Annotated in this window: 16 protein-coding genes; 5 read left to right on the plus strand and 11 right to left on the minus strand. The window is 63.7% G+C overall.

The features are described from left to right. Positions 1-127: 127 nt before the first annotated feature. Entirely contained in the window at positions 128-6,553 is a 6,426-nt protein-coding gene (locus tag N2K99_RS18030; RefSeq protein ID WP_260554887.1) for a fibronectin type III domain-containing protein, read from the minus strand. Positions 6,554-6,916: 363 nt separating this feature from the next. Here N2K99_RS18030 and N2K99_RS18035 point away from each other — a divergent pair, with 363 nt between their 5' ends. Then, the gene (locus N2K99_RS18035) at positions 6,917-8,266 is read left to right on the plus strand and encodes a hypothetical protein (protein ID WP_227934609.1); all 1,350 of its coding nucleotides are present in this window, start codon (positions 6,917-6,919) and stop codon (positions 8,264-8,266) included. 106 nt (positions 8,267-8,372) lie between these two features. Here the strand turns inward: N2K99_RS18035 and N2K99_RS18040 are convergent, their stop codons facing one another. From N2K99_RS18040 to N2K99_RS18080, 9 genes are all read right to left on the minus strand, one after another. Further along, complete coding sequence (locus tag N2K99_RS18040) at positions 8,373-9,044, minus strand: hypothetical protein (protein WP_227934610.1); 672 nt, start codon at positions 9,042-9,044, stop codon at positions 8,373-8,375. Positions 9,045-9,233: 189 nt separating this feature from the next. After that, positions 9,234-10,196, minus strand: coding sequence for a class 1b ribonucleoside-diphosphate reductase subunit beta (nrdF, locus tag N2K99_RS18045; protein ID WP_231711997.1), 963 nt, complete (start codon positions 10,194-10,196; stop codon positions 9,234-9,236). Positions 10,197-10,341: 145 nt separating this feature from the next. Beyond that, positions 10,342-10,893 carry a hypothetical protein gene (locus N2K99_RS18050; RefSeq protein ID WP_227934612.1) on the minus strand — a complete coding sequence of 184 codons (552 nt, stop codon included), beginning with the start codon at positions 10,891-10,893 and terminating at the stop codon, positions 10,342-10,344. 163 nt (positions 10,894-11,056) lie between these two features. Next, positions 11,057-11,446: a hypothetical protein gene (locus tag N2K99_RS18055; protein WP_227934613.1), complete on the minus strand. Its 390-nt coding sequence runs from the start codon at positions 11,444-11,446 to the stop codon at positions 11,057-11,059. Between the two features lie 75 nt (positions 11,447-11,521). Then, the gene (locus tag N2K99_RS18060; RefSeq protein ID WP_227934614.1) at positions 11,522-11,959 is read right to left on the minus strand and encodes a helix-turn-helix domain-containing protein; all 438 of its coding nucleotides are present in this window, start codon (positions 11,957-11,959) and stop codon (positions 11,522-11,524) included. Between the two features lie 150 nt (positions 11,960-12,109). After that, positions 12,110-14,215 carry a class 1b ribonucleoside-diphosphate reductase subunit alpha gene (gene nrdE / locus N2K99_RS18065; RefSeq protein WP_227934805.1) on the minus strand — a complete coding sequence of 702 codons (2,106 nt, stop codon included), beginning with the start codon at positions 14,213-14,215 and terminating at the stop codon, positions 12,110-12,112. Positions 14,216-14,250: 35 nt separating this feature from the next. Next, positions 14,251-14,697 (minus strand): class Ib ribonucleoside-diphosphate reductase assembly flavoprotein NrdI, encoded by a 447-nt coding sequence (nrdI, locus tag N2K99_RS18070; protein ID WP_227934615.1) that lies wholly within the window; start codon positions 14,695-14,697, stop codon positions 14,251-14,253. Between the two features lie 49 nt (positions 14,698-14,746). After that, a complete protein-coding gene (locus N2K99_RS18075) occupies positions 14,747-15,181 on the minus strand; it encodes a hypothetical protein (RefSeq protein WP_227934616.1) in 435 nt (144 codons plus the stop codon). Between the two features lie 91 nt (positions 15,182-15,272). Beyond that, positions 15,273-15,836 (minus strand): exonuclease domain-containing protein, encoded by a 564-nt coding sequence (locus N2K99_RS18080; RefSeq protein ID WP_227934617.1) that lies wholly within the window; start codon positions 15,834-15,836, stop codon positions 15,273-15,275. Between the two features lie 122 nt (positions 15,837-15,958). Here N2K99_RS18080 and N2K99_RS18085 point away from each other — a divergent pair, with 122 nt between their 5' ends. Beyond that, on the plus strand, positions 15,959-16,543 hold the full coding sequence (locus N2K99_RS18085) for a hypothetical protein (protein ID WP_227934618.1): 585 nt from the start codon (positions 15,959-15,961) through the stop codon (positions 16,541-16,543). A gap of 135 nt (positions 16,544-16,678) precedes the next feature. On the opposite strand, the gene N2K99_RS18090 is transcribed toward N2K99_RS18085, so the two are convergent. Beyond that, on the minus strand, positions 16,679-17,230 hold the full coding sequence (locus N2K99_RS18090; RefSeq protein WP_227934619.1) for a hypothetical protein: 552 nt from the start codon (positions 17,228-17,230) through the stop codon (positions 16,679-16,681). A gap of 103 nt (positions 17,231-17,333) precedes the next feature. Here N2K99_RS18090 and N2K99_RS18095 point away from each other — a divergent pair, with 103 nt between their 5' ends. From N2K99_RS18095 to N2K99_RS18105, 3 genes are all read left to right on the plus strand, one after another. Then, positions 17,334-18,230, plus strand: coding sequence for a hypothetical protein (locus N2K99_RS18095; protein WP_227934620.1), 897 nt, complete (start codon positions 17,334-17,336; stop codon positions 18,228-18,230). Continuing rightward, a complete protein-coding gene (locus N2K99_RS18100) occupies positions 18,227-18,853 on the plus strand; it encodes a hypothetical protein (RefSeq protein WP_227934621.1) in 627 nt (208 codons plus the stop codon). Before N2K99_RS18095 ends, N2K99_RS18100 begins: the two co-directional genes overlap by 4 nt. A 181-nt stretch (positions 18,854-19,034) precedes the next feature. Continuing rightward, entirely contained in the window at positions 19,035-21,299 is a 2,265-nt protein-coding gene (locus N2K99_RS18105; protein WP_227934622.1) for a PHP domain-containing protein, read from the plus strand. The last annotated feature ends 200 nt before the right edge of the window (positions 21,300-21,499 follow it).

The raw sequence follows: 21,499 nt of genomic DNA on the forward strand, positions 1-21,499 counted from the left end.
AACTTGCACGGGAGATGTCAGCACTGGGCCGGTCAATTCGGTGCTGGCACCCTCTAACCGGACGGGCAGAAGCCCCTTCCTGATTTATGCAGGAAGGGGGCTTCTTTACGCCCCACGGCATGCAGGTCTACTCGAACGCGACGTCGTCGATGTACCAGTTGCTGGCCAGGCCCACGGTGACGGTCTTACCGGCGTATGCCGACAGGTCGGCGGAGTACTGGTTGAAGCCGTTCTCAACCGCGGCCGCCGTCAGGACAGCCGGGATCTGGGTGGTGCCGACCCTGACAACAGGAACTGCCGAGCGGCCCCAGAGCGTCAGCACCGGAGCCTCCTCGGGCACGGTCACCGTCTGGGACACCCAGTAGTTGCTGTAGCCCGACTCGAGAGAGGCTGTGCCGGAGTGCTTGTAACCGGTGGTGGCACGGGACGCACTGGTGGAGAGCGACCAGCCCAGAGTGCCGTTCTCGAACCCCGGGTTGGTGAAAGCGCCGGTATTGAAAGCCACCGGACCGAACGCAGCCGAGTCCGGGGACGTGCCGGCCTCGTTGGTGGCCCGGACCTTGAACGAGTAACCGGTGCCCGCTTCCAGGCCCGTGAACACCGCTGCCAGCTGGTCCCCGGCAACCTTCACCGAAGCAACCTGCACCCCGCCTGTCCAGGCCGTGGCTGTGTAGGAACTGATCGGGATCCCGCCGCCGGTGAAGACCGGAGCGGTCCAGGACGCCGTGGCCGTGCCGGACTTGGACAAAGCCGTCACCGACTGCGGAGCCGAGGGCGCCATCGGCTTCTCGAACGCGACGTCGTCGATGTAGTAGTTGCTGGCCAGGCCCACGGTGACGGTCTTGCCGGCGTATGCCGAGAGGTCGGCGGAGTACTGGTTGAAGCCGTTCTCAACCGCGGCCGCCGTCAGGACAGCCGGAACCTGGGTAGTGCCGACCCTGACAACAGGAGCTGACGAACGGCCCCAGAGCGTCAGCACCGGAGTCGCCTCGGGGACGGTCACCGTCTGGGACACCCAGTAGTTGCTGTAGCCCGGCTCGAGAGAGGCTGTGCCGGAGTGCTTGTAACCGGTGGTGGCACGGGACGCACTGGTGGAGAGCGACCAGCCCAGAGTGCCGTTCTCGAACCCCGGGTTGGTGAAAGCGCCGGTATTGAAAGCCACCGGACCGAACGCAGCCGAGTCCGGGGACGTGCCGGCCTCGTTGGTGGCCCGGACCTTGAACGAGTACTCGGTGCCCGCTTCCAGGCCCGTGAACACCGCTGCCAGCTGGTCCCCGGCAACCTTCACCGAAGCAACCTGCACCCCGCCGGTCCAGGCCGTGGCTGTGTAGGAGCTGATCGGGATCCCGCCGCCGGTGAAGACCGGAGCGGTCCAGGACGCCGTGGCCGTGCCGGACTTGGACAAAGCCGTCACCGACTGCGGAGCCGAGGGCGCCATCGGCTTCTCGAACGCGACGTCGTCGATGTAGTAGTTGCTGGCCAGGCCCACGGTGACGGTCTTGCCGGCGTATGCCGAGAGGTCGGCGGAGTACTGGTTGAAGCCGTTCTCAACCGCGGCCTGGGTCAGGACAGCCGGAACCTGGGTAGTGCCGACCCTGACAACAGGAGCTGACGAACGGCCCCAGAGCGTCAGCACCGGAGTCGCCTCGGGGACGGTCACAGTCTGGGACACCCAGTGGTTGGCGTATCCCGGCTCAAGAGAGGCTGTGCCGGAGTGCTTGTAACCGGTGGTGGCACGGGACGAACTGGTGGAGAGCGACCAGCCCAGAGTGCCGTTCTCGAACCCGGGGTTGGTGAAAGCACCGGTGTTGAAGGCTACCGGCCCGAACGCAGCCGAGTCCGGGGACGTGCCGGCCTCGTTGGTGGCCCGGACCTTGAACGAGTACTCGGTGCCCGCTTCCAGGCCCGTGAACACCGCTGCCAGCTGGTCCCCGGCAACCTTCACCGAAGCAACCTGCACCCCGCCTGTCCAGGCCGTGGCTGTGTAGGAACTGACCGGGATCCCGCCGCCGGTGAAGACCGGGGACTTCCAGGACACCGTCGCCGTACCGGACTTCGACAAAGCCGTCACCGACTGCGGGGCAGACGGCGCCATCGGACCTTCGAACGCCACATCATCCAGCTCATTACCGCTGGTGTTGAAAGTGACGGAGACGGTCTTGCCTGCGTAAGCCGACAGATCAGCGGAATACTGGGTGAACCCGTTCTCCGCAGTTGCGGCCGTCCCAGCGGTGGACATGTTCGCGCCATTTACCGAGACACCCGGAGCCGTGACCCGGGACCAGAACGTCAGTACCGGGCTCTCCGCGGGCACCGTCACCACCTGAGACATCCCGTAGTAGGCATATGCGGACTTGGCACCTGAGTGTTTGGAGGTGGAGATGCCCGAAATGGACGTATTTGTGCGGGTCCAGCCCAGCCAATCATTCTCGAACCCGGGGTTGGTAAAAGCACCGGTGTTGAAGGCTACCGGCCCGAACGCAGCCGAGTCCGCGGACGTGCCGGCCTCGTTGGTGGCCCGGACCTTGAACGAGTACTCGGTGCCCGCTTCCAGGCCCGTGAACACCGCTGCCAGCTGGTCCCCGGCAACCTTCACCGAAGCAACCTGCACCCCGCCAGCCATGGCAACGGCAGTGTAGGAACTGACCGGGATCCCGCCGCCGGTGAAGACCGGGGACTTCCAGGACACCGTCGCCGTACCGGACTTCGACAAAGCCGTCACCGACTGCGGGGCAGACGGCGCCATCGGACCTTCGAACGCCACATCATCCAGCTCATTACCGCCGGTGTTGAAAGTGACGGAGACGGTCTTGCCTGCGTAAGCCGACAGATCGGCGGAATACTGGGTGAACCCGTTCTCCGCAGCTGCGGCCGTCCCAGCGGTGGACATGTTCGCGCCATTTACCGAGACACCCGGAGCCGTGACCCGGGACCAGAACGTCAGTACCGGGCTCTCCGCGGGCACCGTCACCACCTGAGACATCCCGTAGTAGGCATATGCGGACTTGGCACCTGAGTGCTTGTACGAGGTGGAGACGCCCGAAATGGACGTATTTGTCCGGGTCCAGCCCAGCCAATCATTCTCGAAACCGGGGTTGGTGAAAGCACCGGTGTTGAAGGCTACCGGCCCGAACGCAGCCGAGTCCGGGGACGTGCCGGCCTCGTTGGTGGCCCGGACCTTGAACGAGTAACCGGTGCCCGCTTCCAGGCCCGTGAACACCGCTGCCAGCTGGTCCCCGGCAACCTTCACCGAAGCAACCTGCACCCCGCCTGTCCAGGCCGTGGCTGTGTAGGAACTGACCGGGATACCGCCGCCGGTGAAGACCGGTGCGGTCCAGGACACCGTCGCCGTACCGGACTTCGACAAAGCCGTCACCGACTGCGGAGCCGAGGGCGCCATCGGACCTTCGAACGCCACATCATCCAGCTGATTAAAGCTGGTGTTGAAAGTGACGGAGACGGTCTTGCCTGCGTAAGCCGACAGATCAGCGGAATACTGGGTGAACCCGTTCTCCGCTGCTGCGGCCGTCACCGCGGTGGGCATATTCGCGCCATTTACCAAGACACCCGGAGCCGTGACCTGGGACCAGAGCGTCAGTACCGGGCTCTCCGCGGGCACCGTCACCTCCTGAGACATCCCGTAGTAGGCATATGCGGACTTGGCACCTGAGTGCTTGTACGAGGTGGAGACGCCCGAATTGGACGTATTTGTCCGGGTCCAGCCCAGCCAATCATTCTCGAAACCGGGGTTGGTGAAAGCACCGGTATTGAAGGCCACCGGCCCGAACACAGCCGAGTCCGGGGACGTGCCGGCCTCATTGGTGGCCCGGACCTTGAACGAGTAACCGGTGCCCGCTTCCAGGCCCGTGAACACCGCAGCATACTGGTCCCCGTCAACCTTCACCGAAGCAACTTCCACCCCGTCAGCCATGGCAACAGCAGTGTAGGAACTGACCGGGATCCCGCCGCCGGTGAAGACCGGAGCGGTCCAGGACACCGTCGCCGTACCGGACTTCGACAAAGCCGTCACCGACTGCGGAGCCGAGGGCGCCATCAGCTTCTCGAACGCGACGTCGTCGAGGTAGTAGCTGCCGGTATCGAAGGACACGGTGACGGTCTTGCCTGCGTAGGCCGAAAGGTCAGCGGAGTACTGGTAGAACCCGTTCTCCGCCGCGGCCTGGGTGCGGGCAGTGCGGGCAGTGACCCCGCCGGCCTTCACTGCAGCCGGGCTTCCGTAGGACCAGAAGGTCAGCACCGGAGCCTCCTCGGGCACCGTCACCACCTGAGAGATGGTGTTGTACGTGTATCCGGACTTTGAACCGGAATGCTTGTAGGAGGTGCTGACGCCAGTGTTGTAAGTGGTCTCGAGGGTCCAGCCCAGGAGATCATTCTCGAAACCGGGGTTGGTGAAAGCATCGGTATTGAAGGCCACCGGCCCGAACACAGCCGAGTCCGGGGACGTGCCGGCCTCATTGGTGGCCCGGACCTTGAACGAGTAACCGGTGCCCGCTTCCAGGCCCGTGAACACCGCAGCATACTGGTCCCCGTCAGCCTTCACCGAAGCAACTTCCACCCCGTCAGCCATGGCAACAGCAGTGTAGGAACTGACCGGGATACCGCCGCCGGTGAAGACCGGAGCGGTCCAGGACACCGTCGCCGTACCGGACTTCGACAAAGCCGTCACCGACTGCGGAGCCGAGGGCGCCATCGGCTTCTCGAACGCGACGTCGTCGAGGTAGTAGCTGCCGGTATCGAAGGACACGGTGACGGTCTTGCCTGCGTAGGCCGAAAGGTCAGCGGAGTACTGGTAGAACCCGTTCTCCGCCGCGGCCTGGGTGCGGGCAGTGCGGGCAGTGACCCCGCCGGCCTTCACTGCAGCCGGGCTTCCGTAGGACCAGAAGGTCAGCACCGGAGCCTCCTCGGGCACCGTCACCACCTGAGAGATGGTGTTGTACGTGTATCCGGACTTTGAACCGGAATGCTTGTAGGAGGTGCTGACGCCAGTGTTGTAAGTGGTCTCGAGGGTCCAGCCCAGGAGATCATTCTCGAAACCGGGGTTGGTGAAAGCATCGGTATTGAAGGCCACCGGCCCGAACACAGCCGAGTCCGGGGACGTGCCGGCCTCATTGGTGGCCCGGACCTTGAACGAGTAACCGGTGCCCGCTTCCAGGCCCGTGAACACCGCAGCATACTGGTCCCCGTCAACCTTCACCGAAGCAACTTCCACCCCGTCAGCCATGGCAACAGCAGTGTAGGAACTGACCGGGATACCGCCGCCGGTGAAGACCGGAGCGGTCCAGGACACCGTCGCCGTACCGGACTTCGACAAAGCCGTCACCGACTGCGGAGCCGAGGGCGCCATCGGCTTCTCGAACGCGACGTCGTCGAGGTAGTAGCTGCCGGTATCGAAGGACACGGTGACGGTCTTGCCTGCGTAGGCCGAAAGGTCAGCGGAGTACTGGTAGAACCCGTTCTCCGCCGCGGCCTGGGTGCGGGCAGTGCGGGCAGTGACCCCGCCGGCCTTCACTGCAGCCGGGCTTCCGTAGGACCAGAAGGTCAGCACCGGAGCCTCCTCGGGCACCGTCACCACCTGAGAGATGGTGTTGTACGTGTATCCGGACTTTGAACCGGAATGCTTGTAGGAGGTGCTGACGCCAGTGTTGTAAGTGGTCTCGAGGGTCCAGCCCAGGAGATCATTCTCGAAACCGGGGTTGGTCAGGACGGAATCGGGAAGCTTGACCGTAGCCGTTGAGGGTCCCGCAATGTCTTCACCCTGCAGGGCGTAGATACGCACAGTGATGGTGTCTTCCGGCAGTGCGTTGATGCTTGTCGAGGTTACGGTAGTGTTTTCAGACTTCGTGGCCCACTCGCCGCCGTTGACCTGGTATTCGACTTTGTAGCCGGTTGCTTTCTTCACCGAATTCCAGGTTGCCTTGGCTTCTATCGCTGAGACTGCCGTGAGCTTCAGGTTTGCCGGGGCACCCATGGGAGCATCGGCCACGGGTGGTGCCGCAGGAGTGGACGGGGAGCCTTCCTCAGTAGGTGTCTCGCCTTCGGCAGGGGTCGCCGGAGTGTCACCTACGGAGGGGGTTTCACTTTCGATGCCGCCGACTTCTTCGATGAGCTCATCGAGTTTTTTGGTCGGCAGGCAGCCGGGATCGGTGCCTGCTTCGAACAGCTCCGGTTCTGTCCGGGTGTCTGTGGAGTAGAAGACCTTCCCTGTGCTGGACTTAGCCAAGGCAACGTAGCAGGTGCCCTTTTCATCCGCGGCAACCTTGGTCTTCTCCGTGCTGGACTCCTGGAGGTATCCGGTGTCCAGCAGTCCGGCGTGGTCCATGAACCGGTTGTCCTTGGCTTTAGCTACACCTTCGGCTGTTCGGATGGAGGAGAGGTCCTGTTTTGCTCCGCGGTCCTGGGCGAAGGGCATGACCCCGAAGATGGCCGCGAGGACGCCGGCTACCAGGATTCCGACCACGATCACCCCGGTGGTGATGGAGGGTAGGTCGAACGCGCCTGAACTCTTCCTGAGGTCCGGCAGGTGAGATTTCGGCATTCAAGCGCTCCTGGGATGAAGGTTTCGGTCCCGGAGGATGCCGGGCACCCCTCTTTGTGTGCGGCTGGCCGCTGAAAGCGCAGAACTTGCCGCTCTTCAGGATGGGGCACGGCCTGCCGGACCCATTGGCGCCGCCCGAAGCCACGTCAGGATGGAGAGCCACGGTTACCGGCTCCGGGGCGTTCCAAGCATTAATGTCAGTGCTGACCGGCAATATGAGGCACATCATCGGCACCCCGGCGCTGGACACCAGCGAGGCCGGGTCTCGGGGGTATGCCTGAGAGTGCCGCACACACGGGGTGGCCCGGGCGGATGCGATAGCTAGGCATCCGGCCTGACTGCCCCATCACTAATGGGGGATAGTTGAAGAAGTACAGGCTGCCGGCACTTGCCGGCACAGCGGCGTTGGCCGCAACAATTCTTGCGGGCTGCGGCTCGCCATCGGCCACCTTCGAAGGAAGGGAGGTCAAGGATCTCGATAAGACCATCGAGTCGCTGGACACGATGTGGGCGCAGAACCGTGCCGACGGCAACAAATCCAGCGTCGACGAAGAGTCGCGCTGCTACGCGCAGGTCACCGAGCTGGCCATGTCCAACTACGCCATCTGCGGTCCTATCCACTACCTCGGTGAGGATGACCAGGCCTGGGAGTCCATCGAGCTTTCATTCGCCCCGGACGGTGACAAGGCGGCCACCGCCAGTGTGACCGGGTCGTTCTCCAGGTCCGAACGTGCGGATAACACCACACTGTTCCGCCCTGACGGCGAAGAGCTCCCCGAGGACCTCGTTGTGCCGGAGCCCGACACCGAAACCGCTGCTCCCGAGCAGGCAATCTGGGACGACGAAGGCATGAGCACCGGCGAAGGCACGGATGTCCACACGCCGGACACCACGCTGCACCTAAGCAACTGGAAGGTCAGCGAGAGGGTCGGCGACGCGGACAACCGTTTGAAGGCCGGAGACGACCGTATGTTCGCTTCTGTGACGTTCACGGACACCTATGAGTCCGAGGTCCCGGTTGAGCTGGCATTTGCCACCGGCGGCGAGAGCTACCCGCTGGGAGAGCCGAAGGATGGAACGGTCTCCATGTCCCTCCCGGGGGACGCCAAGGACGCTGTCCTTGAGGTCACAGCCGACGGCAACACGCAGACTATGTCTCTGGCAACCGGCGAGATTTCCTCGACTGCCACCGCCTACTACGACGGGCTGCAGCTTATCGCTGACGAGACGGAGTTGATCGAGCAGAAGAAGGATAACGGCGCCGGCCAGAGTGCATCTTTCCGGATGGACAACCACGGAGTCCGCCGGGACGCGTATGAGGAGAAGCAGGGGTGGGCGCCCGAGGGTAAGGCGTGGCTGATTGTCGACACCGACTGGTACACCACCTTGAGGCATGACGGAGGCTTTGGCGACCTCTACGAACACGAGACAAAGGTGACCTCGGCGACCGTCGAGGGCATCTCCGGCGAGAAGTACACGGCGGAGGCCGTGCGGATTGACAACACCAAGGATCCCGAGTCGTACCGCAACGCGGACACCAGCAGGATTGTCTTTGAGGTACCTGCCTCGGTTGGGGACTTCAAGGTGACTTTCACGGTCAACTCATCAGGGTCCCAGGATGAGGACGGGTACTTCACCGACGGCGCCCCGCAGAGCATCTCCATCGACGACACCATCGACTATGAGGTTGTCTTCCCGAGGAAGCTCGACTAACCATCGGATAAGCTGGAAACGCCCCTCCGGAGGATTGAACCGGAGGGGCGTTTCTGTGCCCTCAATAGGGCATTCTGCTCGGTGGGGCGGGGTGTTGCAGCGGGATCTACAGGCCGGCGGCAGCGATGACCGGGCGCATTTTGTCGGCAAAGTCCTCTTTGTTGAGCGCAACATGGCCGGCGTGGGGTGCGCGGAAGGCCGGACGGCTGTCGCCGAACGCCTTGGTGAATGCCTGGTAGGTATCGTGACCGAGGCAAATAACGGGGACGTCGGGACCGGCGCCGATAATCTCCATCTCCCGCTCAAAGACAGCCGTCATCAGCTTGTTGATACCGGCTTCGTATTCCGGACCGCCCTCCTTGAGCTTGTCTTTAAGCTCCTTCGAGTTTTTGGTCGGAAGTCCCTTGTAAAAGTCGGTGATGTAGGCACCCTCCAAGGGCGTTCCCACGGTGCCGTAGGCCGTCAGATAGTCACGGCTGCCGCAGTGGAAGTTTGCCCAGGGCTGTCCGGCGCCATCACCGGGTGCGTGCGTCCCGCTGTTGAAGCCAAGCAGGATCACGTTGGCATGGATGATGTCCTTGAGGGCGTCATAGGATTCCACCACCGTCATGTCCTGGGATGCCTTTCCAGGGCCTACGTCCGTGCGCTTGCTCCAGACAGCCCAGCTCGCGTGCTGGCTGAAAGTGCCGCCCGGCTTTGAGACAAGCCAGTCGGGAGCTTCGACTTCACCGAAGACGTCCTCATTCATAAGTTTTTCGAATTGACTTTCCGAAATCATGCTTCCCCCATTGCGTAATTTTTCAGCGTGGGCGCCATCGTAGCGCGTTCGACTGTCTTTACTCAGCTGGCCCTGCTCACCGTCCTTATTACCGGCTCCCTCATTACCGAGGCGGAAGCCGCCTCAGTGGTATTCGGTCGGGCGGCGGCCGGCCGGCCGCCGCCGCCCGCGCGCGCGAGGGTTAGAAGGTTAGAAGTCCCAGTCGTCGTCTTCGGTGTTTTCGGCCTTACCGATGACGTAGCTGGATCCGGACCCGGAGAAGAAGTCGTGGTTTTCGTCGGCGTTCGGGGACAGGGCGGAGAGGATGCCCGGGTTCACGTCCGTAACGGTCGAGGGGAACATGGCCTCGTAGCCCAGGTTCATCAGGGCCTTGTTGGCGTTGTAGTGCAGGAACTTCTTAACGTCCTCGGCCAGGCCGACGCCGTCGTAGAGGTCGTGGGTGTACTGAACTTCGTTTTCGTACAGCTCAAGGAGCAGCTCGTAGGTGTAGTTCTTGAGCTCTTCCTGGCGTTCTGCGCTCTCCTTGGCCAGGCCGATCTGGTATTTGTACCCGATGTAGTAGCCGTGAACGGCCTCGTCGCGGATGATCAGGCGCACCAGGTCCGCGGTGTTGGTCAGCTTCGCGTGGGAGGACCAGTACATCGGCAGGTAGAAGCCGGAGTAGAAGAGGAAGGACTCCAGCAGGGTGGAGGCGATCTTCTTCTTCAGCGGGTCATTGCCGTGGTAGTAATCCATGACGATGGATGCCTTCTTCTGAAGGTTCTCGTTCTCCACGGACCAGCGGAAGGCGTCGTCGATTTCCTTCGTGGATGCCAGCGTCGAGAAGATCGAGGAGTAGCTCTTGGCGTGCACGGACTCCATGAACGCGATGTTCGTGTAGACGGCTTCCTCGTGCGGGGTGACGGCGTCCGGGATGAGGGAGACGGCGCCGACGGTGCCCTGGATGGTGTCCAGCAGGGTCAGGCCGGTGAAGACGCGCATGGTGAGCAGCTTCTCGGCTTCGCTCAGGGAGGCCCAGGACTGGACGTCGTTGGACAGCGGGATCTTCTCCGGGAGCCAGAAGTTGTTGACCAGGCGGTTCCAGACTTCGACGTCCTTTTCATCCTGGATGCGGTTCCAGTTGATGGCCTGGACGTGGTCGATGAGTTTCATTGCTTCCGGCACAGTTGGGGGTCCTTTTCGGAGTGTTGGGGAGAGAAAAGGACGGAGCCGGTGTTGAGCGGCCCCGTCCTTTCGTTTTACTGCCTATATGTCTCTATGCGTTCCGGATCGTGACGGCTGTCCGGAGACGTGCCGGCTACTTGCTGCTGGCCTTGTGGTATTCGTCCGTGATGCGCCGGATGCCCTTGATGACCAGTGCCGGGGCGAGCTTTTTGGACTTCGCGCGGGAGGTGGCCAGGATCGCTACGAGGCGGGCCATCTTGAGCATCAGTTCGCCGTCAGGGGCCTGCAGGAACTCTTCGGAGGCTGCGCCTTCACGCTCGTTGAGGGCTTCGGAGACTGCCTCCACGACCTCGCGGATGTCCCGGGAGTCTTCCGGTGCCGCGGTCAGCGGAACGATGATTGAGCTGATCTCATCCGGGGTGCGGGTCAGCCAGGTGCCGGGGCGGACGCCGAAGCTGTCGGCGGTGGCCACGACGGCGAAGTTCAGGTAATCCCAGAACAGGTCCGCGTGCTCTTCCATGTGCTGCTTCAGGGCCGCGAAGCCTTCATCGCTGGCTCCGGTGCCGGAGCTCATGACGGAGGCCTGCAGGAGGGCGGTCTCGAGCATCGTCTCGGTGTTCGTGAGGGCACGGCGCTTGTCCTGGGCGGCAAGGAGCTTCTGGGCGTACTTGGTGTTTGTGATCATGGTTTTCCTGCGCCCGGGATCGGCGCGCTCCTTAGTTCTTGGATGGGGGTCCCGCTGGGCCGGTGGTGATGGCCCGTCATTGGACATGCGTAGATACCCAGGGTGCGGGCGGAGACGAAAAGGGGCCTGCCCGGTATCGGACAGACCCCGTCGCGGACGGCTGTCAGGCGGCGTCGGTGAGTGCTGCGCGCACTTCCTCTTCGGCGGCCTCCATGAACCGCATCCAGTGCTCCTCGTACCGGCGTGACCGGTCGAAGGTGTCGTCCAGGTGCGTCTCGATGCCGGCTGTGTCCAGGACTGCCTTTACTGCGGCGGCTGCACCTTCGATGTCTGCCTGCGTGAGCTCGCCCTCACGCGCATCGGCGAGGTTGAGCAGGGCGGTGTCCTGCCAGCCGGTCAGCTTCTGTACGGGGTACGGAATGACGCCGTTCAGCAGGGCCTTGCTCAGCAGGGCGCAGATTTCCATGGAGTCGGCGGAGGTGCCGTCGGGGCCGTCGAGGGTGACCAGGATGTTGCCCTGGACAGTGGAGAGGCGTGCGGTGGTCTCAGTCATGGTGATCCTTCGGTCGGTGCCTGCGGGACCAGATCAGATCCCCTTCACCTCTCTTCCATGCGTAGATACCCCCGGTTACCCGTTCAGGGACTCTGCGGCAGCGGCTGTGCACCGTTCGCAGCTGCCGCAGACCCCTCCGGCGCATGCGGCCAGGACAGCGGCAGGCTGCGCCTTCACGGTGCGGACCCCTTCGCCCTCACGCCATTCGCGGGGAATCCGGGGATTGGCCAGCATCTCGGGACTGTGCGCCCAAACCTCCTCATAGGCCTGCATCCACGCTGTTTCCGTCTCCCGGGCCGGCATCGCTTCGGTGCACCCGTGTCCTTCACGCCAGTGCCTGTCGGCGGTGGACTTGGATACACACAGCGCAGCCGCCGCCTCGCGGACGGACATCCCGGCCTGGCGTGCTTCCTGGACCGCAGAATGCAGCAGCCTGGCTTCGAAAGCTACGGCCACACTGGAGCGTTCCCTGGCCTTGCGGTAGGCCTCGGCTGTGCTCGCGAATTCATTCATGACAGATACCCCTCATCCTGTCCCGGCGCCGGGACACATGTGACTGTTCCACCATGGCGCACCCCGTGTCAACGCAGATGCACCTTTACGGGAGACAAAAAAGGACCCCGGCCAGTTACGGTCCGGGGTCCTTAATTCAGCAGTGTCTGCCTACAGCATGCAGGACACGCAGTTTTCCACTTCGGTGCCTTCGAGGGCGACCTGGCGGAGGCGGATGTAGTAAAGGGTCTTGATGCCCTTGCGCCACGCGTAGATCTGCGCCTTGTTGATGTCGCGGGTGGTGGCGGTGTCCTTGAAGAACAGTGTCAGGGACAGGCCCTGGTCTACGTGCTGGGTGGCAGCGGCGTAGGTGTCGATGATCTTCTCGTAGCCGATTTCGTAGGCATCCTGGTAGTACTCCAGGTTGTCGTTGGTCAGGTACGGGGCCGGGAAGTAGACCCGTCCCAGCTTGCCTTCCTTGCGGATCTCGATCTTGGCTGCGATCGGGTGGATCGAGGCCGTGGAGTTGTTGATGTACGAGATCGAGCCGGTCGGCGGGACAGCCTGCAGGTTCTGGTTGTAGATGCCGTGCTCCATGACGGAGGCCTTCAGCTCTTCCCAGTCGGCCTGGGTCGGGATGTGGATGCCGGAGCCTTCGAACAGTTCGCTGACGCGCTCCGTTGCCGGGACCCATTCCTGCCCGGTGTACTTGTCGAAGAACGCCCCGGAGGCGTACTGGGACCGTTCGAAGCCGTCGAAGACGTCGCCGCGCTCGATGGCCAGCCGGTTGGAGGCCCGGAGCGCGTGGAAGAGCACCGTGTAGAAGTAGATGTTGGTGAAGTCGATGCCCTCTTCGGAGCCGTAGAAGATCCGTTCGCGGGCCAGGTAGCCGTGCAGGTTCATCTGGCCCAGGCCGATTGCGTGGGTACGGGCGTTGCCGGCAGCAATGGAGCGCACCGCGGTGATGTTGGACTGCTCGGAGACGGCGGTGAGGCCGCGGATGGCGGTTTCAACGGTCAGGCCGAAGTCGGGCGAGTCCATGGCGTTGGCAATGTTCAGCGAACCCAGGTTGCAGGAGATGTCCTTGCCGATTTCGTCGTACGACAGGTCGTCGTTGTACGTCGTCGGTGAGGAAACCTGCAGGATCTCCGAGCACAGGTTGCTCATGATGATCTTGCCCTCGATGGGGTTGGCCTTGTTCACCGTGTCTTCGAACATGATGTACGGGTAACCGGACTCGAACTGGATTTCTGCCAGGGTCTGGAAGAAGTCGCGGGCACGGATCTTGGTCTTCTTGATGCGCGCATCGTCGACCATCTCGTAGTACTTCTCGCTCACGTTGATGTCCGAGAAGGGGATGCCGTAGACCTTTTCGACGTCGTACGGGGAGAACAGATACATGTCCTCGTTGCGCTTGGCCAGCTCGAAGGTGATGTCCGGGACCACGACGCCGAGCGAGAGGGTCTTGATGCGGATCTTCTCATCCGCGTTTTCCCGCTTGGTGTCCAGGAACCGGTTGATGTCCGGGTGGTGGGCGTGCAGGTAGACGGCGCCTGCACCCTGGCGGGCACCGAGCTGGTTGGCGTAGGAGAAGGAATCCTCGAGGAGCTTCATGATGGGGATGATGCCCGAGGACTGGTTCTCGATCTGCTTGATCGGTGCGCCGACCTCGCGGATGTTGGTCAGTGCGAAGGCAACACCGCCGCCGCGCTTGGACAGCTGCAGGGCAGAGTTGATGGCGCGGGAAATGGACTCCATGTTGTCTTCGATGCGCAGCAGGAAGCAGGAGACGAGCTCGCCGCGCTGCTTCTTGCCCATGTTCAGGAACGTGGGAGTGGCCGGCTGGAAGCGGCCGGTGATGATTTCGTCCAGGGTCTGGGTGGCAACGGTTTCGTCGCCGTCACCGAGGCCGAGGGAGACCATGGCGACGCGGTCTTCGAAACGTTCGAGGTAACGCTTGCCGTCGAACGTCTTCAGCGGGTAGGTCGTGTAGAACTTGAAGGCACCCAGGAAGGTCTCGAAGCGGAACTTATGTGCGTAGGCGCGCTGGTGCAGGCTCTTGACGAACTCGGGGGTGTACTTGGCCAGCAGCTCGGGCTCGTAGTAGCCCTCCTCGACGAGGAATTCGAGCTTCTCCTCCAGGGAGTGGAAGAACCAGGTGTTGCCGTTGATCTCGTACTTGCAGTACTGCTTCGCCGCGGCGCGGTCTGCCTCGAACTGGATCTTGCCGTCCGGACCGTAGAGGTTCAGCATGGCGTTCAGCTCGTGGTAGCCCATGCCTTTCCAGGACTCCGGCTCGGCGTCAGCCTTTGCTACGGGGTTAGCGGGGATGGTGCTTGTTTCCAAAATGTCTCCAGTCCAGTGCGGACAGCCTCGACGTCGTCGGGGGTGCCCATGATTTCAAAGCGGTAAAGAACCTGTGTGCGGCTGGGCGCCGCTGCGCCATCGGCGGCCAGCTTGGCTGCGATGACATCTCCTGCCAGGCAGTAGGAGTCGTGGAAGTTGGTGTTGCCGGCGGCGATGATTCCCCGGATGAGCCGCCTGTTGGACTCAACGTTGAGGAATTTGATGACCTGCTTCGGCACGGCTCCCTTGTCTTCGCCGCCGCCGTAGGTGGGTACGACGAGGACATAGGGTTCAGTGGCGATAACGGTGTCATCCCGGGTTTTGACCGGCAGCCTGACGGCGGGGATTCCGAGCTTGGTGACGAACCGGTGGGTGTTCTCGGACGTCGAGGAAAAATAGATCAGGTTGGACACGGCCGCACCTTTCCTTCGGATACTGCCGCGTTTAGGGGCTTATTGTTCTCTATGCGTTCTCCGCTCCGACGGCAGTTTTCAACGTTGCTGCAGCCTCCAGACGGCGGGCGATAATGCCGGTCAGGAGTGGGTTGAAAGCTATCCGCATCCCGGCTCCTGCCTGCCCGCCCGTCGGGGTGATGGTGAGGCCGGCGGTGCCGGGCCCCTGCAGGTGGCGCAGGACGGCAGCAATCTCGGAGAGGAAGCGGTTGCCTTCCTGGGCCGAATCGAAGTCCAGGGTGGCTGCGTACAGGCTGTTATCCCGCTGGCCGCTGTAGTCGTAGGCCGCAGGGTTGCCGTAGAGCTGCCGGACTCCCTCGTATCCGAGGACGGTGAGGGCAAGGCGGAGCCTGTCCATCTGGAGTTCACTGATTTCCGTCTCTGTCTGCCGGCGGATGCGGCGCAGGGTCCGCATAGACCGGCGGAAGAGGGGAAAGCGGAGCATGGTGCCCTTCAGATAGCGGTGGACCGGATGCCTCCCTGGTGTCTGGAAGCTCCGGCCACCACTATGTGTGCGGCAGGCTCAGGAACTCTCTTCAGGCGATGCCCAGGCCCCGGTAGAGGCCGCGGATGGTGGTCGCGCCTTCCCGGTGCGCGAGAGCGAGCACCACCTGTGCGCAGGCCAGTGCGTCTGCTCCGGAGTCATGCTTTTTGAACTCGGGCAGGCCGAGGGCTTCAGCCACCAGATGCAGGCGTGTTTTGGGCAGGCGCAGCGCCGTGCGGGCAAGGGTCTCGCTGCACCGGAGCTCGTTCTTGGGCATGGGCAGCTTCAGTGCCTGGCAGGCCCGGGCGAGCACTGCGCGTTCGTAGCCCATGTTGTGGGCTAGAACGGGGTCTCCGCCGATGATCTTGAACAGGCGTTCCATGGAATCTTCCAGCGAGTCTCCGGCTGCGGCCATCGCGGGGGTGATGCCGTGGATTTTCACGGCATAGGGGTCGAAGGATCCAAGCCCGGTCTCCGGGTAGATGAACCACGTTCCGGTTCCCGTGACGACGCCGTCGCGCACAGAGGCGTAACCGGCGGAGATGACCGAGAGGCGGTCGGAGTTGGCTGCCTCGAAGTCGATGGCGGTGAAGTTCAGTCCGGGGATCGTTTCCATACCCCTTATGTGTGCGGAGGCAGGGCCGGCTCTCCCCATCGGCAGAAACCTGCTGATGACGTTCCCGGGGCGTTCCGCACACATAGGGGTCAGGTAACACTCCTCAACGAAGGCAGGAAACCATGCCCCTCCCCGTCATCACCCACACCCGTCCGGTTGTACCGGATGAACCCATGAGCACCGCGGCAGCGGCACGCCTGACCGGGATGTCCCGGCACTCCATCGAGAAGATCGTCGGCGGCGGATACATCGACCTCATCCGCTCGGACGTCACCCGCCTGGGCCAGGAGCCTTACATCGGTTCCGGCGGCACCCTTCCCGTCATCCAGACCGACGTCGCAGAGGAAGACGGAACGTGGCGTCCTTATACCGGCGACGCCCTGTGGCTCTCGGATGAGGACTGGCTGCTGGCCCAGTCCGGAGACTGGAGCGGAATCAGTTCCAAGGATGTCGTGGAGGCCGGCTACATGGCGGTGGGACTGGGAGGGATGGTCACCGGTCTGGTCCGCGTGAACGGGCGCGCTGCAGGAGCACCTGCCGGGAAGATCCGGTGGAACCTCAGCCTCGTCGGCCGCCTGGTCGGAACCCTGCGGGACGGTCAGCTGAGCTTCGGCAAAGACGTCACCCCCACAGAGGCCCAGGTCGTGAGGCTGACAGTGGGAATGCGGTACGCCGTCCGCCGCGGCGGGGCCTTCACCTGGATCTAGGACCCCCCCCTCGGAGCCCCTGTTTTCCCCGGTTTTATGCGGCGGGAACAGGGGCTCTCTCCCTGCCTGGAATTGTTACGCGGCAGGTCCGAATTGTTACGACGAAGACCGTCCGGAGGGCCTGCTTCCCAGCATTTATGCGGCCAGGGAAGTGTCTGCCACCCAGCTCAGCCGGTAGGCAGCAGCCCATGCCTCAAGCGGAGCGACCAGCGCCGGGTACCCCGGACCGCCAAGGCGACCGATGCGTTCCAGCCGCGGCCACACCCGGTATCCATGCGGGCCGGCATCGTCCCGGACCCACGCCAGCGCCTTTGAAACGATGGCAAAGTCGGCCACCGGATCGACACCGCCAGGCCAGGCGTCAACAGCCGTACATGCCAGCCACCGCACCTGATGCGCCCTCGTACCAAGGATCGGGACCATGCCCAGCGCGAAGGGCATCTCGCCGTTTGCTGCCTGCTTTACGGAGTCCTCGGCCGAGGAGCGGATCGCCTGCCCCATGTCCTTCTTTGCACGGACCTGGATGGCCACATCGGAGAAGACGGAGAGGTCTCCGACGTCATCCTTGCGGCCGGCTCCGAGCATGCGCATCGGGTTGTTCACCGTGTATTCCGGCAACAGCTCCACGAGGGCCGTCACAGCCTCCCGCTCGAAGCGGTCTCCCTTGTCCTTTGCAGAATTTCCCATACTGCTCTCTATGCCGCTCGAAGGCCGACGGCACTTGTGGTTATGTCTACGCATGTTGGTTGGCAGAGGCCATCACGACTACACATCAGGGGTAAATCCACCAATGGACATCAAACGCCGGCAGCTGCTCACCGAACCCGGTGAAGGACTGCTTCTCGCAAAGTCAGCCCTCGACACGGTTGAGCGCTTCTCCGACTGGCAGACCGCCACGGGCCTGCACCCCACCCGCTTCGTCTTCGGCGAACTCTGCTCCGTTCCGCTTCCCATCTACACAGCCGTAGCTCCGGGCAAGCGCCAGTTCGCAGAAGTAAACCCCGAGGTCATGTGGCACCCGCTTTTCTGGCTGCCGCCGACGATCGCCGGCCGCTACAACCTGCCCACCGGCCCCAACGGTGAACTGGAACCTGAGTCCAACGCCGTCTGGTCCCTGCGCGTCGCCCTGGAGCTGACGGCATCGGGCCTCTACAGCCAGGAAGAGGGATGGGTCGACATCCTGGACACCGTGAATATCGACGTCGACAACGAAGCCGACCTGGCCCGGATCAGCGAATGGCAGGCCGGCGGCATCGACGACCTGCTCGATTCCATCGACCTTGGCCCGTACCTGCTCCTGGACGAGAACCCGAACTGGGCCCTGCAGTCGGCAATGGCCCTCGAAGAGCCGGCGACCCAGGCGCAGTGGGCCATCCTGGCCGACTCCCTCATGGAAATGATCTGGGACGCCCGCGGCGACGACACCAGCATCCTCCCCGAGTACCGTGCAGCCGTGCAGCTCGTTGCCGAACTGGCAGAGGTGCAGCTGGTGGACATCCCCACCGAGGGCAACACCGCCGAAGAATTCTGGGCAACCATCAACGCCGAAATCCGCAACGAAGAGTACGTCACCAAGCAGGCCCTCACCGACGGCCCCGTGGTCATGGCTGAGGAATGGCTGCGCATGACCCGGGATACGTTCTGGGAATCCGTTACCGACCTGCAGACCCTCCCGGTCGCCGGATGACAGCCCCCGCCGTGGGGTACATCCCCTTCGACGCGCGCCTGAATATGGACGGGACGGTGAACATCTTCGCCGACGGCAATCCCCTCCCCGGCGGACAGGGGCTGAGCACCGGTGCGGTCCTGCGCATCCTCTCGCGCTACGCGAAGGAGAACGGCACCGTCCTGATGACGACCGTCCAGCTCAACGGCCGCGTCACCCGCGACCTGATCGACGGCTCCGGCGGCTCGGTACCCTACTACGTGCCTGCCGAAGCAGAAGCCGAGGCGGCAACCGAAGAGGACACAGCCGTCGACAACGAAGATGTGCTGCTTGCAGCCCTGAAGACCCGCGGTGCGGTTCCCGGCGCGGCACCGGCCGGAGAGTACGTTCCGCAGACACCCAAAGCCCGGCGCGTCCGCCCCCTCGATGCCTCCGAAGCCATCCCGGACTACGACGTCGAAGGGGACATCCGCAAAGCAATGGCCACGAACCGGGTACCGGTCAACATGAGGCTGATTACCATCGTCCTCATCGGTATCCTGGCCGCCGCCGTTGCGGCTTACATCTTCAACAGCATCTCCGGATCGCTGTCAGCCGCCGATTTCCCGCTGCCCTCCTGGTACGTCACGGATCCGCCGGCCTGAGAAGGCATTCACTGATTCACCGGACCCGTCCGGCCGCTCACCCGGCCGGGCGGGTTCTTTCTTGCCCCCGTCCGCACACATAGCCGTTGCCGGGTTACCGGCACCAGGGACCGGCCCATCTCAGCCGGTCCGCCTTTCGGGCACATGGGCAACAGGCCCGCCCCACAGCAAAAGGAACGCTATGAGCACATTCATCAACCTGCGCGGCTACGGCGAACACACCAACGGCAGCCTCACGGACGTCGGCGAAGCCATCGGGCAGGCCCTCGAATACGGGCAGAAAGCCCTGGCCATCACCGATGCCCGGACGCTGGCAGGGGTCCCCGGCTTCGTCCGCCGCGCAAAGGCCTCCGGCATCAAGCCGATCATCGGCATGGAAGTCTCCCTGGCCACATCCGGTGACCGCCTCCACGTCCACCGCCCGACCGCAGACTCACCCCTCTTCCATAACCTCACTCTCCTTGCCCGCAACACCAAGGGCTGGGAGAACCTGGTGGCCATCAACAACGCCTCCCAGGATCCTGCCCATATCCGCCCGGTCATCGACGTGGCCCTGCTGGCCCGGCACAGCGAAGGACTGATCCTGCTCACCGGCGGGATGGACGGCCCGCTTGCCGAACCGCTGACCCGCGGCCTGTACCGGATGGCGGCACACACCTTCTCGGACCTCGTCAGCGCCGTCGGCGCCGGCAGCATCTTCGTCGAGATGACCAACCAGGGTGTGAAGGACGAAGGGCTGGTCGCAGACGGACTGCGGCGCATTGCGGCCCTCTTCGAGGTGCCCGTTGTCGCAACCAGCCCCTTCTCCTACGTGGATGAATCCCTCGCCGGCCCCCACGCTGCCATCACCGCCGGATCGGAAGGCCCCTGGCAGGAACCGGAAAAGCTCCCGGCCCTGCACCTCCGCTCGGAAGCGCAGATGCGCGAAGCCAACCCGCTGGATCCCTTCTGGCAGGATGCAGTCGGGATGACCGCCGTCGTGGCCGACAGCATTGACGCCGATGTCCTGCCCTCCCCCGCCCTGCCGCAGATGCCCCGTCACCGCCTGCCCAACGGGCACCGGGATGCCATCGCATGCCTCAGGGACCTCGCCGTGGCCGGACTCAATGAGCGCGACGGCTGCACCACCCCGATGGGCATGTGGCGCCTGGAGGATGAACTCAAGCTGATCTCCGATGCCGGGGCAGCGAAGTATTTCCTCCTGCTGCGTGACCTGACCGCCCACCTGCGCAGCCGGGGCATCACTCTCGGCGCCGGCCGCGGTACCGCCGGATCCAGCTATGTCCTGTACGGCCTGGGCGTCACCGACATCGACCCCCTCGAAACCGGCCTGCACTTTGAGGCATTCCTGAAACCCGGGCAGGGCCTTCCCGCATTCGATCTGGACCTCGAGCCCCGCGGCCGCGAAGTGGCCTTCAAATACCTCACCGGCCGGTACGGGAAGGGCAACATCGCCCGGGTCTCCGCCTACATCCACTACCGGAGCAAGAGGGCACTGAGTACCTCTGAACGCATCCTGGGCCGGAGGACGGGTGAGGCGGTGCCGTCCGAAGCCGAAACCGCCGCCCTGGCCGATGCCCTTGAAGGGCGCATGGTTTCCGTGACATCCCACCCTTCCGCGCTGGTGATCTCTGCAGACCCGATTGCCGCACGCCTGCCGCTGCGCACGGAACGCTCCTACGAATCCTCCGACGTACCGGCCCTGCAGTGGGCCCGCGAAGACATCGAAGGCACAGGCCTGCTGGTCATCAACCTGATGGGGCTGCACTCCCTGACGCCCATGGGGGCAGCATTGAAGGCAGCAGCCGGCGCCCCCAGGGCAGGCGGACAGACCGGCCCCGTACCCCACCCCTCGCGCCGCGACCTGGCATCGGTCCGTAAGGCATGGCGCCTGCTGTACGAGCAGGATCTTCCCGGACTGAAACTGGGCAGCCGCGACCTGAAGAAGATGCTCGATTCGGGCAAGGTCACTGACCTGAGCGAGCTCGCCAACCTGTACGCCGTCGCCCGTTTCGGGACGGGGGTCCGCAACGTATACCTGGCCTCGTCGGCCGGGACCTACCGCGGGACGGCAACGGCGCTGAACATCCTTGCCCGTGTCACCTCCACCAGCCGCGGTGTCCTGCTCTACCAGGAGCAGATCGCCGACCTTGCCGTCATGGCCGCCGGATACACGGTCGCTGAAGGTTTGAGGCTCTGGCAGGTACTGGCCAAGGATGATCCCGAGCTGACCGCAATCGAGCGGGATCGCTTCACTGCCGCCGTCACAGCCCACCTTCCGCGCGAGGCACGCCGTCCCGGTGAAGCCGAGGCACTCTTCGCCGTCATTGCCGCGGCGGCACCGGGGGCACGGTCCAGGGCCCACTCCCGCGGCATGGCTCTGCAGGCGTTCAACCGCGCGTGGCTGATGCACTCCTTCCCGGAGGAGTACGCCGCAGCCTCCTGACCCTCGGCACCACGAAAACAGGCCCGCCCGGCAGCGGTTTCAGCCGGGCGGGTTCTTTTCTGCCCTCTGCCGCACACATAGAAACCATGAAGGTTCCAGCATCACCGGCCGCCGGCCCAAAAGCCCCGGATACCAGGTAATGCACGCGTTGGAACCGGCCAAGGCACAGCCGTCGGCCGTCCGGACGCATAGGAACAACT

The organism is Arthrobacter sp. zg-Y1110 (assembly GCF_025244865.1).
In the GTDB taxonomy this organism is placed as follows: Bacteria; Actinomycetota; Actinomycetes; order Actinomycetales; family Micrococcaceae; genus Arthrobacter_B.

Coding starts and splice junctions, on each gene's coding strand:
- N2K99_RS18095 (WP_227934620.1), top strand. CDS start 17,334: ATGGACATCAAACGCCGGCAGCTGCTCACCGAACCCGGTGAAGGACTG.
- nrdE (WP_227934805.1), bottom strand. CDS start 14,215: ATGGGCTACCACGAGCTGAACGCCATGCTGAACCTCTACGGTCCGGAC.
- N2K99_RS18090 (WP_227934619.1), bottom strand. CDS start 17,230: ATGGGAAATTCTGCAAAGGACAAGGGAGACCGCTTCGAGCGGGAGGCT.
- N2K99_RS18075 (WP_227934616.1), bottom strand. CDS start 15,181: ATGCTCCGCTTTCCCCTCTTCCGCCGGTCTATGCGGACCCTGCGCCGC.
- N2K99_RS18040 (WP_227934610.1), bottom strand. CDS start 9,044: ATGATTTCGGAAAGTCAATTCGAAAAACTTATGAATGAGGACGTCTTC.
- N2K99_RS18030 (WP_260554887.1), bottom strand. CDS start 6,553: ATGCCGAAATCTCACCTGCCGGACCTCAGGAAGAGTTCAGGCGCGTTC.
- N2K99_RS18080 (WP_227934617.1), bottom strand. CDS start 15,836: ATGGAAACGATCCCCGGACTGAACTTCACCGCCATCGACTTCGAGGCA.
- N2K99_RS18060 (WP_227934614.1), bottom strand. CDS start 11,959: ATGAATGAATTCGCGAGCACAGCCGAGGCCTACCGCAAGGCCAGGGAA.
- N2K99_RS18105 (WP_227934622.1), top strand. CDS start 19,035: ATGAGCACATTCATCAACCTGCGCGGCTACGGCGAACACACCAACGGC.
- N2K99_RS18100 (WP_227934621.1), top strand. CDS start 18,227: ATGACAGCCCCCGCCGTGGGGTACATCCCCTTCGACGCGCGCCTGAAT.
- N2K99_RS18085 (WP_227934618.1), top strand. CDS start 15,959: ATGCCCCTCCCCGTCATCACCCACACCCGTCCGGTTGTACCGGATGAA.
- N2K99_RS18055 (WP_227934613.1), bottom strand. CDS start 11,446: ATGACTGAGACCACCGCACGCCTCTCCACTGTCCAGGGCAACATCCTG.
- N2K99_RS18050 (WP_227934612.1), bottom strand. CDS start 10,893: ATGATCACAAACACCAAGTACGCCCAGAAGCTCCTTGCCGCCCAGGAC.
- nrdF (WP_231711997.1), bottom strand. CDS start 10,196: ATGAAACTCATCGACCACGTCCAGGCCATCAACTGGAACCGCATCCAG.